Annotated in this window: 16 protein-coding genes; 10 read left to right on the forward strand and 6 right to left on the reverse strand. The window is 68.5% G+C overall.

Translation table 11 applies throughout. From position 1 onward, the window contains the following. Positions 1-21 precede the first annotated feature (21 nt). Entirely contained in the window at positions 22-1,176 is a 1,155-nt protein-coding gene (gene dusB, locus ACIA6A_RS12865) for a tRNA dihydrouridine synthase DusB (protein WP_396097721.1), read from the forward strand. Then, the gene (locus ACIA6A_RS12870; protein ID WP_396097722.1) at positions 1,173-1,775 is read left to right on the forward strand and encodes an NIPSNAP family protein; all 603 of its coding nucleotides are present in this window, start codon (positions 1,173-1,175) and stop codon (positions 1,773-1,775) included. The genes dusB and ACIA6A_RS12870 overlap by 4 nt, the downstream gene beginning before the upstream one ends. 130 nt (positions 1,776-1,905) lie before the next feature. Here ACIA6A_RS12870 and ACIA6A_RS12875 read toward each other — a convergent pair whose 3' ends face one another. The 4 genes from ACIA6A_RS12875 to ACIA6A_RS12890 are packed head-to-tail and all read right to left on the reverse strand — an operon-like array spanning position 1,906 to position 4,317. Then, entirely contained in the window at positions 1,906-2,277 is a 372-nt protein-coding gene (locus ACIA6A_RS12875) for a hypothetical protein (RefSeq protein ID WP_396097723.1), read from the reverse strand. 38 nt (positions 2,278-2,315) lie between these two features. Next, on the reverse strand, positions 2,316-2,783 hold the full coding sequence (locus ACIA6A_RS12880) for a roadblock/LC7 domain-containing protein (RefSeq protein ID WP_396097725.1): 468 nt from the start codon (positions 2,781-2,783) through the stop codon (positions 2,316-2,318). A gap of 48 nt (positions 2,784-2,831) precedes the next feature. Further along, positions 2,832-3,926: a DUF4388 domain-containing protein gene (locus tag ACIA6A_RS12885; protein WP_396097726.1), complete on the reverse strand. Its 1,095-nt coding sequence runs from the start codon at positions 3,924-3,926 to the stop codon at positions 2,832-2,834. A 10-nt stretch (positions 3,927-3,936) separates the two neighbouring features. Continuing rightward, complete coding sequence (locus ACIA6A_RS12890; RefSeq protein ID WP_396097727.1) at positions 3,937-4,317, reverse strand: hypothetical protein; 381 nt, start codon at positions 4,315-4,317, stop codon at positions 3,937-3,939. Between the two features lie 228 nt (positions 4,318-4,545). Between ACIA6A_RS12890 and ACIA6A_RS12895 the strand changes: the two genes are divergently transcribed. Continuing rightward, on the forward strand, positions 4,546-4,899 hold the full coding sequence (locus ACIA6A_RS12895; protein ID WP_396097728.1) for a VOC family protein: 354 nt from the start codon (positions 4,546-4,548) through the stop codon (positions 4,897-4,899). Here ACIA6A_RS12895 and ACIA6A_RS12900 read toward each other — a convergent pair. Continuing rightward, complete coding sequence (locus ACIA6A_RS12900; RefSeq protein ID WP_396097729.1) at positions 4,889-6,448, reverse strand: methyl-accepting chemotaxis protein; 1,560 nt, start codon at positions 6,446-6,448, stop codon at positions 4,889-4,891. The two genes, ACIA6A_RS12895 and ACIA6A_RS12900, sit on opposite strands and share 11 nt — an antisense overlap. A 79-nt stretch (positions 6,449-6,527) precedes the next feature. Between ACIA6A_RS12900 and ACIA6A_RS12905 the strand changes: the two genes are divergently transcribed. Genes ACIA6A_RS12905 through ACIA6A_RS12930 form a run of 6 tightly spaced genes read left to right on the forward strand, consistent with a single transcriptional unit; the run spans position 6,528 to position 12,674 of the window. Beyond that, positions 6,528-7,745, forward strand: coding sequence for a deoxyguanosinetriphosphate triphosphohydrolase (locus tag ACIA6A_RS12905; protein ID WP_396097731.1), 1,218 nt, complete (start codon positions 6,528-6,530; stop codon positions 7,743-7,745). A 19-nt stretch (positions 7,746-7,764) separates the two neighbouring features. Continuing rightward, positions 7,765-9,624: a DNA primase gene (dnaG, locus tag ACIA6A_RS12910; protein ID WP_396097732.1), complete on the forward strand. Its 1,860-nt coding sequence runs from the start codon at positions 7,765-7,767 to the stop codon at positions 9,622-9,624. After that, positions 9,624-10,148: a hypothetical protein gene (locus ACIA6A_RS12915; RefSeq protein ID WP_396098531.1), complete on the forward strand. Its 525-nt coding sequence runs from the start codon at positions 9,624-9,626 to the stop codon at positions 10,146-10,148. Before dnaG ends, ACIA6A_RS12915 begins: the two co-directional genes overlap by 1 nt. A 40-nt stretch (positions 10,149-10,188) precedes the next feature. Then, positions 10,189-11,109 carry an ABC transporter ATP-binding protein gene (locus ACIA6A_RS12920; RefSeq protein WP_396097733.1) on the forward strand — a complete coding sequence of 307 codons (921 nt, stop codon included), beginning with the start codon at positions 10,189-10,191 and terminating at the stop codon, positions 11,107-11,109. 1 nt (position 11,110) lies between these two features. Next, positions 11,111-11,863, forward strand: a complete 753-nt coding sequence (locus ACIA6A_RS12925; RefSeq protein WP_396097734.1) for an ABC transporter permease — start codon at positions 11,111-11,113, stop codon at positions 11,861-11,863. 1 nt (position 11,864) lies between these two features. Further along, complete coding sequence (locus ACIA6A_RS12930) at positions 11,865-12,674, forward strand: ABC transporter permease (RefSeq protein ID WP_396097735.1); 810 nt, start codon at positions 11,865-11,867, stop codon at positions 12,672-12,674. Between the two features lie 161 nt (positions 12,675-12,835). On the opposite strand, the gene ACIA6A_RS12935 is transcribed toward ACIA6A_RS12930, so the two are convergent. Beyond that, positions 12,836-13,180 (reverse strand): hypothetical protein, encoded by a 345-nt coding sequence (locus ACIA6A_RS12935; protein ID WP_396097736.1) that lies wholly within the window; start codon positions 13,178-13,180, stop codon positions 12,836-12,838. A gap of 449 nt (positions 13,181-13,629) precedes the next feature. Here ACIA6A_RS12935 and ACIA6A_RS12940 point away from each other — a divergent pair, with 449 nt between their 5' ends. Then, positions 13,630-14,736, forward strand: coding sequence for a YihY/virulence factor BrkB family protein (locus ACIA6A_RS12940; RefSeq protein ID WP_396097737.1), 1,107 nt, complete (start codon positions 13,630-13,632; stop codon positions 14,734-14,736). The last annotated feature ends 144 nt before the right edge of the window (positions 14,737-14,880 follow it).

Raw genomic sequence — 14,880 nt, forward strand, 5'->3', positions numbered from 1 at the left:
TCTCCCAGACCGGCGTGTGCCATGCTCGACGACGTGACTCTCGCACTCTCCCGTACCCCACTGAAGATCGGCGCGCACGAGGCGTGGCCGCCGGTGGTGCTCGCTCCCATGGCCGGTATCACCAATGTCGCTTTCCGGTCGCTCTGCCGGGAACAGGGCGGCGGCATCTACGTGTGCGAGATGATCACGACGCGGGCGCTGGTCGAGCGGATCCCCAAGACGCTCAAGATGATCGAGTTCGGGCCGGACGAGGATTTCCGCAGCCTGCAGCTCTACGGCGTGGACCCGGACGTGACCGCCGCCGCCGTGCGCATGATCGCCGAGGACAACCTCGCCGATCACATCGACCTCAACTTCGGCTGCCCGGTGCCCAAGGTGACCCGGCGCGGCGGGGGCAGTGCGCTGCCCTGGCGGCGCAAGCTGTTCGGCCGGATCGTCAAGCAGGCCGTCGAGGCCGCCGCGCCGTTCGGGATCCCGGTCACCATCAAGATGCGCAAGGGCATCGACGACGACCATCTGACCTACGTCGAGGCCGGGCTCATCGCCCAGGAGGCCGGCGTCGCGGCGGTCGCCCTGCACGCGCGTACGGCCGAACAGCGCTACTCGGGTGTCGCCGACTGGGACGCCATCGCGACCCTCAAGCAGGCCCTCGACGTCCCGGTGCTCGGCAACGGTGACATCTGGGAAGGCGCCGACGCGATGCGCATGGTCGCGCACACCGGCGTCGACGGGGTCGTCGTCGGCCGCGGCTGCCTCGGCCGCCCGTGGCTGTTCAAGGATCTGCAGGCGGCGTACAACGGCGTCGAGTCGCAGGAGCTGCCCACGCTGGCCGAGGTCACCGCGATCATGTCCCGGCACGCCCACCTGCTGGTCGACGCGCTCGGGGACGAACGCCACGGCTGCGCCGACTTCCGCAAGCACGTCGCGTGGTATCTCAAGGGCTTCCCGGTCGGCGGCGACCTGCGCCGCGAACTGGCCATGGTCACGTCCCTGGCCCAGCTCGACGACCTGCTCGCCAAGCTCGACGGCGACCAGCCGTTCCCGCGTGAGTCGCTCGGCCAGCCCCGCGGCCGGATCAACGCCCCCGGCAAGGTCTCCCTGCCCTATGGCTGGCTCGACAGCCGCGACGACGACACCGTCCCCGAGGGGGCCGAGATGGAGAACAGCGGCGGATGAGCTACCCCATCGTGGAACTGCGGCAGTACACCCTGCACCCGGGCCGCCGCGACGAGCTGATCGAGCTCTTCGACCGCGAGTTCGTGGAGACCCAGGAAGCCCTCGGCATGGGCGTGCTCGGCCAGTTCCGCGACGTCGACGCACCCGACCGGTTCGTCTGGCTGCGCGGGTTCCCCGACATGGCGAGCCGCGCCGCGTCCCTGGCCGCTTTCTACGGCGGCCCGGTCTGGGCGGCCTACCGCGACCGGGCCAACGCCACGATGATCGCGTTCGACGACGTCCTGCTGCTGCGCGAGCTCCCGGGCGGCACCGGGCTGCCGCTCACCGGCACGCGGCTGCGGGAGGACCCACCGTCGCGCGTCGTGGTGACCCTGCGGTTCGCGGACGCGCCGTTCACCGCGTACCCGTCGTCGGCCGGCTTCACCACCGAGTACAGCGAGAACACGTTCCCGGCGCTGCCCGTCCGCGAGGGCGAGCACGTGCTCGTGACGGTCACCCGCTGCGCCGACCAGGCCGCCGCCGACGCCCACGTGGCCACGCTCGGCGACGCGGAGCAGGCTCTGGTGCTCGCCCCGACGTCGCGCTCGCTGGTGCGCTAGTGCGGCGGTCTGCCGATTTCCCATGACGAGTCGCCTTTCCGATAAATGCGTCCAGATCATCGGGTAAGCGAATTATTGTTCGGCCATGGAACAGACGGCGGGCCGGACACAATGTCCAGCCCGCCGTTTCTCAGACGTCTATGTCGTTCTCGATGCGCTTGAGCTGATGCCGGGCCATCGCCAGGTTGGAGCGGTCGCGGCGCAGGGCCACGTACAGGAAAAGGCCTTTGCCGGAGCGGCTCGTGAGCGGTCTGATCATGTGATATTGCGAATCCAATGTGATCAGGATGTCCTCGATCTTCTCGGAGATGTTGAGCATCTCCATGGCCCGCAGTTTCGCGCGCACGACGTCGGTGTTGCCGGCCGCCGCGACCGTCAGATCGAGGTCCTTGCCGCCGCCGGCCGTGCCGAGCGCCATCCCGCTGGTGTGGTCCACCAGGGCGACGCCGATCGCGCCGTCGATGTCCATGACTTCCTTCAGTGCGGTTTCCATGTCGGGCATGGGGTTTCCTCCGTTGTCAAAGGGATGGTGGGTGGGCTTCAACGGCCCCGGAAGGTGCTCTGCAGGGTCGCCATCGGCGTGCGCCGGGCCAGCGGTGCGGCCTGGGCCGGGATCTCCGGCCGCACGGTGGCGGGGGCCTGCAGGATCAGGACCCGCTCCAACCGGCGTACGGCGCGACGGGCTTCCAGGTGCACCAGCGCCAGGTTGGCGTTCCTGCTGGTGACCAGCGTGAGCAGGGCGTTCGGGCCCGCGGTGTACGAGGTGATGTATCCGCCGTCGCACTCGACCACCGATTCCCGCAGGTCGCCGTGGTTGACGGCGTGCGCGAACCGCCGGGCGAGCGCGAGATGCGCGGCGGCGAGGGCGGCGAGGCTGTCAGGCTCGATACCGTGCGCGTCGTGCGCGACAACCATGCCGTCGGCGGTCGCGAGGACACTTCCGGACAGCTCAGGCAGCCTGGTGCGGAGGTTGCTGAGTTCCGTCAGTACCGCCGGATCCACCGTCATCGGTTCCGGACTCCTTCCTGGATCGAGATCGCCCGGGCGGGGCGCGGGTCATCGCAGGGCCCTCAACGCCGTACGAATGCGTTTGAGCAGGACCTCGTCGGCGTTGGTGTGCGGCTGCGGCGGTTCCGCGGCCAGCTCCTTGGGCAGCTTGGCGCCCGGTTTGCGCCGAGCCAGCCGCGGCGGCCGGTCAGCCGCAACCCGGTCGGTCACAGCCCGGTCAGCGACTGGCGGCGGGTCACCGGAGGCCGCGGCGGGCCGGGTCGCGACGGGGACGGGGACGGCGGAGACGGGGACGGCCGCGGGGGAGACGGGGACGGGGACGGCCGCGGGGGAGACGGGGACTGCTGCGGGAGGGGCCGGGACGGCCGCGGGGGAGACGACCGGGACCGGTGGCCGGTGTACGTCCACAGAGGTCCCGTGCGCACGCGGCAGCCGTACAAAATCGGGGTTCTCCGCCGCCCGGACCGTGGGCAGCTCGATCAGGCCGAGTGCCGCCAGCCGGCGCAGTTCCTGGACCGTGGCGAAACCGGCGCGACCCAGCAGCTGCGCCAGATCCGCCGGGGTGCGCTGGCCGTCCGCGTGCACCAGCAGCTCCCACTGCGCCGACGTCAGCGTGACCCGTTCCCGGGGCGGCCGGGCGACCGGGATGACCACCGCGGTGTCGATCCCCGGGTTGGCGATGATGTCGGCGAGCAACCGGGCGCGGCGCCGGGACTCGCGGGTGAGCGCCGCCGGGTCGATCCGGACCACGTCGCCCAGCCAGTGCCGGGCCCCCTCCAGGAAATCGGCGAGCGCGGCCACCGGCGAGAGCGCGAAATACGCCGCGTCGTAAGTGGCCCCCAGCACGCACAACTCGAGTTCGCCCTGGGTGAGATGGCCCTGGTGGACCAGCAGCCGGCCGGCCGAACCCTGCCCGCTGCCCGCGTCCAGAGCCGCCTGCCAGGTCCGGGCCGCCAGCCGCCCGGACGCGGTGAGCAGTTCGCCGACGCCCGGTGCGGCCGCCGACTCGGCGTACGTGACCTGCCCGTCGACGAGGTACACCGTGCCGCCCGGCGCCCCGCCGACGATCAGGGCGCCGGTCCGTCGCTCGCCGGCTATCTGCGTGAGCAGACGCCCTGGAGCGGGAGACTTCGCGGGCGCCACCAGATACCCCCTAAACAGAGATGAGTTGTTCGGCCAGCAGCTGCATGCGCCGGCGGGCCACGGCGAGGTTGCCGCGGAGCCGGTCCAGCCACACGTACAGCACCAGCCGGCTGTCGAAGTCGGTCTGGACGAGCCGCAGCAGGTGGTAACCCCCCGCGGTCGTGATGATCAGGTCCTCGAGCAGGTCGTGCGGGACCGCCGAGACGAACAGCGACCGGCTCTGCGCCGCCTGCACGACGTCCGCCGTGCCGACGGCCGCGGCCTCGTGGTCCTCGTTGGGTGCGGCTCCGGAGGTCGCGACCGGGAACCCCGTGGTGTAGTCGACGATGCTGGCGCCGATCGCGCCGGGGATCGCCATGGCCTCCTGCAGACAGTTCTCGACCCCGGGCACGTCACTCCTTGGGGTGCTTCGTAGCGAAGATTCAGCCGAGGTGGGGGGCGTTACAGTGGGCCATCCTGCGCGCACGCGGAGATCTCGGGTCGCACCCGTTGTGCGTCATGATGCTCGATGCGCCGCACCGGCCCCGCGCAGCCGGTTCGCGTTCGCCGGGTGGCCCGTACGCCGATTGCGCGTAACATGATCGCCACTTTCGATGGCGTCTCGAGGAGGTCCGCGCACATGCCCAGTCGCTGGGAACAGGTCGTCGTCGACGCGGAGGATCCCGCCCGGCTGGCCCGCTGGTGGGCGGAGGCCCTCGGCTTCCGGATCGTCAAGGAGACACCCGACGAGGTGGAGATCCGGCGCGGCCCGGACGAACTGCCCGGGCTGCTGTTCGTGCCGGTCCCCGACGCCAAGACGGTCAAGAACCGGCTGCACCTCGACCTGCGCCCGGACGATCAGGAGGCGGAGGTCGAGCGTCTCGTCGACATGGGCGCCCGCCCGGCCGAGGTCGGCCAGCACGAGGACGCCGGCTGGGTGGTGCTCGCCGACCCCGAGGGCAACGAGTTCTGCGTACTGTCGTCTAGTACGTGAACTGCCCGATCAGGGTGTTGATGTCCGACGCCGCGGCGCTGACCCGCTCGGCCGACTGACGGGTGGTGTTCGCACCCTCCGCGGTCGCCCCGCTCGACTCGGTGATCCCGGTGACCGTGCCGCTGATCTCGTTCGCCGCCGCCGACACGTCACCCACGTCCCGGGCCATGAGCTCGGTCGTCGCCGACTGCTGCTCGACCGCCGCCGCGATGGTGCGCTGCCCGTCGTCGATGGTCGCGATGACCGCGGAGATGGTGTCGATCGCGGCGGCCGTCCGCTCCGTCATGCCCTGGATCGCGGTGATCTTGGTGGTGATGTCGCCGGTGGCCTGGGCGGTCTCCTGGGCCAGTTCCTTGACCTCGGTCGCGACCACCGCGAAGCCCTTGCCCAGCGCCCCGGCCCGGGCCGCCTCGATCGTCGCGTTCAGCGCCAGCAGGTTCGTCTGCTCGGCGATCCCGGTGATCAGCTGGACGATGTCGCCGATCTCCCGGCTCGCCTCACTCAGCGTGGCCACCAGTGCCGACGTGTCCGCGGCGTTACGACTCGCCTGATTGGTGGTGACCGCGGCGTCGGAGGTCTGCCGGGCGATCTCCCGGATCGACGTGGAGAGCTCCTCGGTCGCCGTCGACATGCCGGTCACCGACTCCGACACCTGCCGGGCGGCCTCATCCGCGGTGCGCGCCTGCGTCGAGGTCCGCTCCGCCGAGGTATCCAGCTTGCCCGCGAGTTCCCGCAGGTCACCACTGGCGGCCGTGAGCGTGCCGACACTGGTTGCGGTCGCCGCCACCGTCGTCCGGATCGCGTTCAGCGCCTCGTTCAGCGCCTCGGCCATCTCACCCAGCTCGTCCCGGTTCACCACCTCGGCGTGCACGGTCAGATCCCGCCCGGCCGCCGCCCGCAGCGACGTCAGCATCTGCGCCAGCGGCCGGCGCACCGCACGCAGGGTGAGTACGGCCACCATCGCGGTCAGCAACGCCCCCAGCAGACCCGCGGCCAGGATCAGCCAGTTGCTCGTCCGGCCGGCCTCCCGGCCCGCCGCGGTCGCGTCCGCGACCGCCTGCAACATGGCGTCGTCGATGGCGCCGAGTTCCTCCTCCAGCGCCGCGAACTTGTCGAGAAAAGCGGGCAGCTGCGCCACCGCCGCGGCATGATCGGTCGCGGCGAGTGCCACGATGGCCTCGGCGGCGTCCCCGTACGCGACCACCTCCGGCCGGGCCTTCGCATAGCGCTCGGCCAGCGCGCCCGAAGCCGTCTTCGCCGCCGCGTCGAAATTCGTCACCAGCGTCTCGACGTGCTCGCCGACCTCGTCGACGGCGAACGTCGTGCGCTGGGCGGCGGTCGTCGCGTACATCGCCGACATCACGTCGGCCCGCAACCCGTCGTGCATCATGTCGGCGTTCCACTGACGGCTCATGCCGTCGCTGATCGTGGCGATGTCACCGGTCGCCGTGTCCTGGTGCGACGTGCCCCACTCAGCGGCACTGCCGACCAGCACCACCGAGGCGATACCGATAACTGCCATGGTGACCAGCCGTGTCCCGATTTTCACGTAAACCTCATCGGCGAGCATCGACACAGCCTTAGTAAGATCCATCACGCTTACTCAATCGTGGCCCTAGGGTTGATCCATGTCGCGGGACGCTGAACGCTGGGTAGCCGAACCCGCCAAGGACAGCGGGTACGGCCGCACCCAGTTCGAACGGGACCGGGCCCGGGTGCTGCACTCGGCTGGCTTCCGGCGCCTCGCCGCCAAGACCCAGGTGCACACCGCCGGATCCGACGACTTCCTGCGCACCCGGCTCACCCACTCCCTGGAAGTCGCCCAGATCTCCCGCGAGATGGGCTCCCGGCTCGGCTGCGACCCCGACGTCGTCGACGTGGCCGGGCTGGCCCACGACATCGGCCACCCCCCGTTCGGCCACAACGGCGAGGCCGCCCTGCACGTGATCGCCGAACCCTGCGGCGGCTTCGAGGGCAACGCACAGACCCTGCGCGTGCTCACCCGCCTCGAGGCCAAGGTCGAGGGAGCCGGCCTCAACCTCACCCGCGCGTCACTCGACGCCGCCTGCAAATACCCCTGGCCCCGCCGGGGCCACGACCGCAAGTTCGGTTACTACCCCGACGATCTGCCGGCCTTCACCTGGGTACGCGAAACCGCCCCACCCGGCGAACGCAAGTGCCTGGAAGCGCAGGTCATGGACTGGGCCGACGACGTCGCCTACTCCGTGCACGACGTGGAGGACGGGGTGCACGGCGGCTACCTCACGTTGCGCCCCCTGCTCGACGACCCCGGCGAACGCGCCGAACTGTGCGCCGACGTCGCGGCCACCTACTCCGACGAGACCGCCGCCGACCTGGGCGAGGCCCTCGACCTGCTGCTCGCCGACGAACTCGTCATCGCCGTCGCCGGGTACGACGGCACCTACCGCGCCCAGGCCGCCCTCAAACGGATGACCAGCGTGCTCACCGGCCGGTTCGTCGCCTCCGCGGTCGGTGCCACCAGCAGCCGCCACGACCGCGAACCGGTCCGCCGTTACGCCGCCGACCTCGTCGTGCCCCGCACGGTGCGTAATCAGTGCGCCCTCCTCAAGGGGATGGCACTGCGCTACGTGATGCGGGCCCGCGCGGCCGAACACTGGTACGAGCAGCAGCGCGAGATCCTCACCACCCTCGTGACCGAACTCGCCCGGCGCGGCCCGGACCGTCTCGACCCCATGTTCCGGGAGATGTGGCACGCTGCCTCGGACGACGCGGGCCGGCTACGCGTGGTGGTCGACCAGGTCGCCTCGCTCACCGACCCGGCCGCGGTCGCCTGGCACCGGACCCTCGTGGCAGGCGACGGCTGACGCGAGGCAGTATGTAGCCGTGGCGGGCAGGGTCAAGGACGAAGACATCGCGCTGGTCCGCGACCGGACCTCGATCGCGGACATCATCAGCGAGACCGTGACGCTGCGCTCGGCGGGCGGCGGCAACCTCAAGGGCCTGTGCCCTTTCCATGACGAGAAGACCCCGTCCTTCACCGTCTCTCCTGCTCGCGGCGTGTTTTTCTGTCATGGCTGTGGGGTAGGCGGAGACGCTATAAAGTTTTTGATGGATGCTGAGCACCTAACTTTCGTGGAGTCGCTAGAGAGGCTTGCCACCAAAGCCGGTCTTCAGCTTCGATATGAAGAAAACGGCTTCCAAGGTGGCGGGGTAGCGCGTCAGCAGCCTGGTCAGAGACAACGCTTGATCGCCGCACATGCTGCGGCTGCTGATTTCTACGCCAGCCAGCTCGGGAAAGCGCATGCTCGACCTGCCCGTCAATTCTTGGCTGAGCGCGGTTTTGGGCGAGCTACTGCCGAAAAGTATGGTTGTGGTTTTGCGCCTGAGGGTTGGGATCTCTTAACCAAGCACTTGCTTCAAAAAGGGTTTAGCGCGGACGATCTGACTGTAGGCGGCTTGGCCAAGCCATCACGGTCTGGTTCACTCATTGATCGCTTTAGGCGGCGCCTGATGTGGCCTATTCGCGATCTGTCTGGTGATGTAATTGGCTTCGGGGCCAGAAAGTTGTTTGACGATGATGATGGCCCCAAATATTTGAATACACCCGAGACTCCTCTCTATAAAAAGAGTCACGTGCTTTACGGTATTGACCTCGCGAAGAAGCCGATGGCGAAGCAAAGCCAGGCGGTTATTGTCGAAGGCTATACCGATGTCATGGCGTGCCATGAAGCCGGTGTCCTGACCGCAGTGGCTACGTGCGGTACCTCCTTTGGAGTAGAACACATTGGAGTGCTGCGTCGATTCCTCATGGATGCCGATGTTTTTGGTGGAGAGATTATTTTCACTTTCGATGGCGATGCTGCGGGACAGAAAGCTGCAATGAGGGCTTTTTCTGAAGATCAGCGGTTTGTCACGCAGACCTTTGTGGCAGTTAGTCCGGGCGGCATGGATCCGTGTGAACTGCGACTAGCTCGAGGTGACCTAGCTGTCCGGGATCTAGTTGCGGGCCGTGAGCCGCTCCTTACCTATGCATTGCGCAGTATTGCTGGACGCTATGACTTGGATACCGCTGAAGGGCGTTCTAATGCTCTCCGAGCAACAACGGACTTCATGCTTCAGCTGCGTAGATGGGATCTACGAGAGCAATACCTGCGGCAACTGAGTCAAATCATCGGCGTTGACCCAGAGGAAGCGCGAGAGGTGTTGAAGGCTGCCGATCGGCGCACTGGTGCTCAGATTGAGAATCCACGCAAGCCAGCATTGGAAACAGAAAGTCTTCAGACAAGAGTGGAGCGGGAAGTCCTGAAGCTAGCATTGCAATATCCGGTCCTCGCTGGAGCAATGTTTGATGCAATCGAGGTCGATATGTACCAAAATCCTATATATCGGTCTGTAAGGCTGGCGGTTGCGGGTGCCGGTGGTGCAGTGAAGGGACTTGCTGGCGCCGTCTGGATTGAAGGCGTCCGGGACGCGTGTGATGACATTGCCGCGAAAGCTCTTATCAGCGAGCTCGCAGTGGAGGAGCTGCGCCTAGATGGCGAAGTTGATCTCTATTACGTCTCGAAGCAGCTTGCACGCCTGCAGCTGGGTGCAGTTACCACCCGGATCAAGGATCTGAAGTCCAAGGTGCAGCGGATCAACCCGGTGGCCCACAAGGACGAATACCTGGCTCTCGCCGGGGAACTCTTCTCGCTCGAGCAGCACGCCCGCGCGCTGCGCGACCAGGCAGCAGGTGCATTGTGATCAAGCTCTTCCGGCGTCGTCCGAAGCTCCCCGCCGACCGTACGCCGCCGCTGGAGGCCGAGGAGCGCGTGCTCAGCTGGGCCGCCCTCGACGGCGGTGCGGTGCTGGTCGCCACGAACCGTGGCCTGTGGCTGCCGGACGGCAAGCGGCTCGGGTGGCACGAGATCCACAAGGCGGCGTGGTCCGGGCGGGAGCTGGTGATCACCCCGGCCGAGGTGGCGCACGAGCGCAACGGCTATGTGGTGCTGGTGGACGCCCCGCTCATCGGGTTCCTGCTGCTGGAGCCGGGGGAGTTGCCGGATCAGGTACGCACCCGGGTGACGCGCTCCGTCGCGTACACGTCGCATCATCCGTTGCCGCCCAACGGCGGTGTCCGGGTCGTCGCGCGGCGGGTCAGCGGTGTGGACGGTCTGACCTGGTCGGTGCGGTACGACGCGCGAACCGCGGTCGACGCCGATCCGGTCGTGGAGGCCACCGACATCCTGGTCGCGTCCGCGCAGGAAGCCACCGCGCCTCCCCTATAACTACGTCGTTTTTGTCAGACCCTCTGGTTAGGGTCGGGCAGTGACTCTCATTCACGCCCGCGGGCTGGTCAAACGGTTCGAAGGCTTCACCGCCGTCGCCGGCATCGACGTCGATGTGGCATCCGGCGAGGCGTTCGGCTTCCTCGGGCCCAACGGCGCGGGCAAGAGCTCGACCATGCGCATGATCGGCTGTGTCTCCCCGCCGTCGGGTGGGGTGCTGCGGATCCTCGGCATGGATCCGCTGACCGACGGCACGAAGATCCGGGCCCGGCTCGGCGTGTGCCCGCAGCTGGACAACCTGGATCTGGATCTCACCGTCCGGGAGAACCTGACGACGTATGCCCGTTTCTTCGGTATCCCGCGCAAGGTCGCCCGGGCCCGGGCCGACGAGCTGCTCGACTTCGTGCAGCTCACCGAGCGGGCCGACAGCAAGGTGGAACCGTTGTCCGGCGGCATGAAGCGGCGGCTGACCATCGCCCGCGCGCTGGTGAACGAGCCGGAGGTGGTGCTGCTCGACGAGCCCACCACGGGTCTCGACCCGCAGGCCCGGCACCTGGTCTGGGAGCGGCTGTTCCGGCTGAAGCAGCAGGGCGTCACCCTCGTGCTGACCACGCACTACATGGACGAGGCCGAGCAGCTCTGCGACCGGCTCGTGGTGATGGACGCCGGCAAGATCGTCGCGGAGGGCTCACCCCGCGCCCTGATCGACCGGTATTCCACCCGTGAGGTCGTGGAGCTGCGGTTCGCCGCGGAGTCCCAGGAGCCGTTCGCCGACAAGCTCGACGGCATCGGTGAGCGCCTCGAGATCCTCCCCGACCGCATCCTGCTCTATGTCCACGACGGCGACGCGGCGGTGTCCGAGGTGCACGGCCGGGCCCTGTCCCCGGCCGGGGTGCTGGTCCGCCGCAGCAGCCTCGAGGACGTCTTCCTGCACCTGACCGGCCGGACGCTGGTGGACTGAGATGACCCGTTACGTGCTGGAGTATCACCTGGTCATGTATCGCCGGGTGTGGCGGGGCAGCGTGCTGTCCTCGTTCGTGATGCCGCTGCTCACGATGCTCGGTTTCGGCGTGGGCGTGGGGGCCTACGTCACCGGCGGCGTGGACGGGGTGCCCTATCTGGACTGGATGGTCCCCGGCCTGATCGCGTCGACGGCCATGCAGGTCGCGGTCGGCGAGTCCACCTGGCCGGTGCTGGGTGGCTTCAACTGGCAGCGCAACTTCTACGCCCAGGCCGCGGGGCCGCTGCGGGTGTCCGACATCCTCGACGGCAACCTGCTGTTCGTCGTCGTGCGCACCCTGATCACCGCGGGGGCGTTCCTGGCCGTCGCCGCCGCGTTCGGCACGATGCACTCCTGGTGGGCGCTGACCACCCTGCCGATCGCGGCGCTGGTCGGCCTCGCGGTCGCGACGCCGACGTTCGCGTTCGCGGCGACCATCCGCACCGACAGCTATCTGGCGGTGCTGCACCGCCTCGGCGTCATCCCGATGTCCCTGTTCTCGGGAGTCTTCTTCCCGGTCGAGTCCCTCCCGGAGGTCCTGCGATGGATCGCGTACGCGTTCCCGCTCTGGCACGCCGTCGACCTGAGCCGCGCGGCCACGCTGGGCGTCGCCCCGTCCTGGCCGGCCGCCTGGCACCTGCTCTATCTCGCGTTGTGGGTGGGCGTGGGCTGGGTGCTCGCCCTGCGGCAGTTCCGTCGACGGCTCGTGGTCTGACGTGGTGACCTTCGTCCTGCCCCGCCTCATCGCCTTCGAGGGCGCGGGCCGACGCTCCGGCTCGGTGGTCGAACGCAACGTGGCCACCCTGCGCTGGACGTACTGGCTGGTGATGTTCTCCGGTTTCCTCGAACCGGTGCTCTACCTCTTCTCGATCGGGGTGGGCGTCGGCACGCTGGTCGGCGATCTCACGCTCCCGGACGGCCGGGCGGTGGCCTACGCGTCCTTCGTCGCCCCGGCCATGCTCGCGGCCTCGGCCATGACCGGCGCGCTCTCGGAGACCACGTTCAACTTCTTCGGCAAGATGAAATTCATGAAGCTGTACGACGGGATGCTCGCGACCCCCGTCAAGCCGATGGAGATCGCGCTCGGGGAGCTGGCCTGGGCCATGATCCGGGGCAGCATCTACGCGGCGGCTTTCCTCATCGTCATGGTCGTGATGGACCTGACCACGGCCCCCCGCGCGGTGCTCGCGTTCCTGGCCACCATCCTGATCGGGTTCGCGTTCGGCGGCGCGGGCATGGCCCTGTCCACGTACATGAAGAGCTGGCAGGACTTCGACATCGTGGTCTCGGTCCAGTTCGCCCTGTTCCTCTTCTCCGGCACGTTCGTCCCGGCCGGGTCCTACCCCACCGCCCTGCGCTGGCTGGTGGAGTTCACCCCGCTCTACCGGGCGGTCGACCTCACCCGGGCGATCTGTCTGGACGCGCTCGGCTGGTTCCAGCTCGTCGACGTCGCGTACCTGCTGGTCCTGTTCGCGATCGGCCTGTTCGTCGCCGGCCGCCGGATGAGCGGCCTGCTGCTGAAGTAGCCGGGGTACCGACGGACGGGTTGCCTCGTATTCCACGGCCATGGTCGTCGTGCTGATCGGCCTGGCGGTGCTCAGCTCCATACGAGCCGCAGGCAGACCCCTATGGCGGCCGTTGAGCTGACCGCATTCATTGGTTCACGATCGGCATCGAGTACTGGGCTTCACGGCCGCCTGGCTCGACACAGCCACCGTCCATGCCCAAGGGTCGCCCAGCGCTCGGCTTGTTCGGTGGCGTGGCCGGCGCGGATGAGCCGGACGACCATCAGGGCGGGATCGATCCACGACGTGCCTCGGCAGGGCATCGACCAGTCCACCACCGTGATGTTCTGCTGGTCGATGAGGAAGTTCTTCGTGGTCACGAGATCGGTGATCGAGCCGGCCCCGACCGTCTCTGCCTCGGCGACCGGTCCCGTTCGTTCTTCGACGGCGCTGCGGACCTGGGCCGGGATTTGATGCCATAGCTCACGCCGCAGTTGTGGCGTTACTACGACCTGAGCGCCAGCCACCCGCCGCCCCGCAGAGCGTCCGAGGTGGCGGGCAGCTGCCGCCGGTCGGTGAAGACCAGCAAGCTCCCCACCCGGGAGGGATACGGCGAGGCAGTCCGCGAGGATCAGGGCGAGCCAGGCGGACTCGATGCTCGACGCCAAGCGCTGCGCGTTGCGGGTCTGCAGCTCCAGGTACCACGCGGTGGGCCGGGGAGGCCGGTTGCAATAGCCGCGGGTCCACCACCGGAATACGCGCTGGACCTGCGCAAGCGTGGCCGGCCCGGTGGTCCGCTCGCCCGCAGGCCGTCCGCAGAGCTTGTACGTGGCCTTCCGCGGCGCTGACCTGGGTGATCGCTGTACGTCTGCTGGGGTGAAGGAGGTTAGAGACGCGGCGGGGCGGGCATCACGACTGCAGGCCGGGACGCGTAACGGCCGGTTGGACCCGTAGCGCCCCTGGAAGGAGATCGCTCATGAAACTTCTGCGTAAAGCCGACCATGCGGCGCACGACAAGGACGACAAGGCCGCCCGGGAAGCCGGGGAGCGCAGCTACGACCTGGAAGCGACGAACACGACGCGGACAGGCGAGAGCAAGGACGACGTGAACCTCGACGCCCCCGGTCCGAAAGACGGCCCGAGCAGCCCCGCGAAGCTGCACGGCAAGGGGATCTGGGCGGCGCTGAAGCGTACGTTCAAGCAGTTCTCCGAGGACAACATCAGCGACTGGGCGGCCGCGCTCACCTATTACGGCGTGCTGTCGATCTTCCCGGGCGCGCTGGTCCTGGTGTCGGTTCTCGGTCTGCTGAGCAACGACGGCAAGCAGACCGTCCAGGACACGCTCAACGATGTCGCGCCGCCGCAGATCCAGGACCTGGTCAACCAGGTGCTCGGTCAGGTTTCCGATTCCGGCACCGCGAGCCTGGCCGCCATCGTCGGTCTGCTCGCCGCGTTCTGGTCGGCCTCGGGGTACACCGCCGCGTTCATGCGGGCCTCGAACGCGATCTACGACGTCCCCGAGGGCCGGCCGATCTGGAAGACGCTGCCGATCCGGGTCGGTGTCACCGCGGTGGTCGGCATCCTGCTGATCCTGTCCGCCGTGATCGTGGTCTTCACCGGTGACCTGGCCCAGGCGGTCGGCGACACCATCGGCCTGGGCTCCGCGGCGGTCACGACGTGGAACATCGCCAAGTGGCCGGTCCTCATTCTGCTGATCAGTCTGATGTTCGCGATCCTCTACTGGGCCTCCCCGAACGCCAGGACCGGTGGTTTCCGCTGGGTCAGCCCGGGTGGCATCTTCGCCGTCGTGCTGTGGGTGCTCGCTTCCGGCGCGTTCGCGCTCTACCTGGCGAGCTTCGCCAACTACAACAAGACGTACGGGACCCTGGGTGGTGTCATCGCGTTCCTGGTCTGGCTCTGGATCTCGAACATGGCGATCATGCTGGGTGCCGAACTCGATGCCGAGCTGGAACGCGGCCGGGCCATCGCCGCCGGTCACGACCCGGACGACGAGCCGTTCCTGCAGCTGCGCGACGACCGCAAGCTCAAGAAGGGCAGCGAAAAGGGTCTCAGCACGAACTGACGAACGCCGCCGCCAGGGCGGCCGCACAACCGGCACCGGCGGGGGGGGGGGGGGGGGGGGGGGGGGGGGGGGGGGGGGGGGGGGCGGGCGGGGGGGGGGGGGGGGGGGGGGGGGGGGGGGGGGGGGGGGGGGGGGGGGGGACGT

The organism is Actinoplanes sp. NPDC051494 (assembly GCF_044454705.1).
Taxonomy (GTDB): domain Bacteria; phylum Actinomycetota; class Actinomycetes; order Mycobacteriales; family Micromonosporaceae; genus Actinoplanes.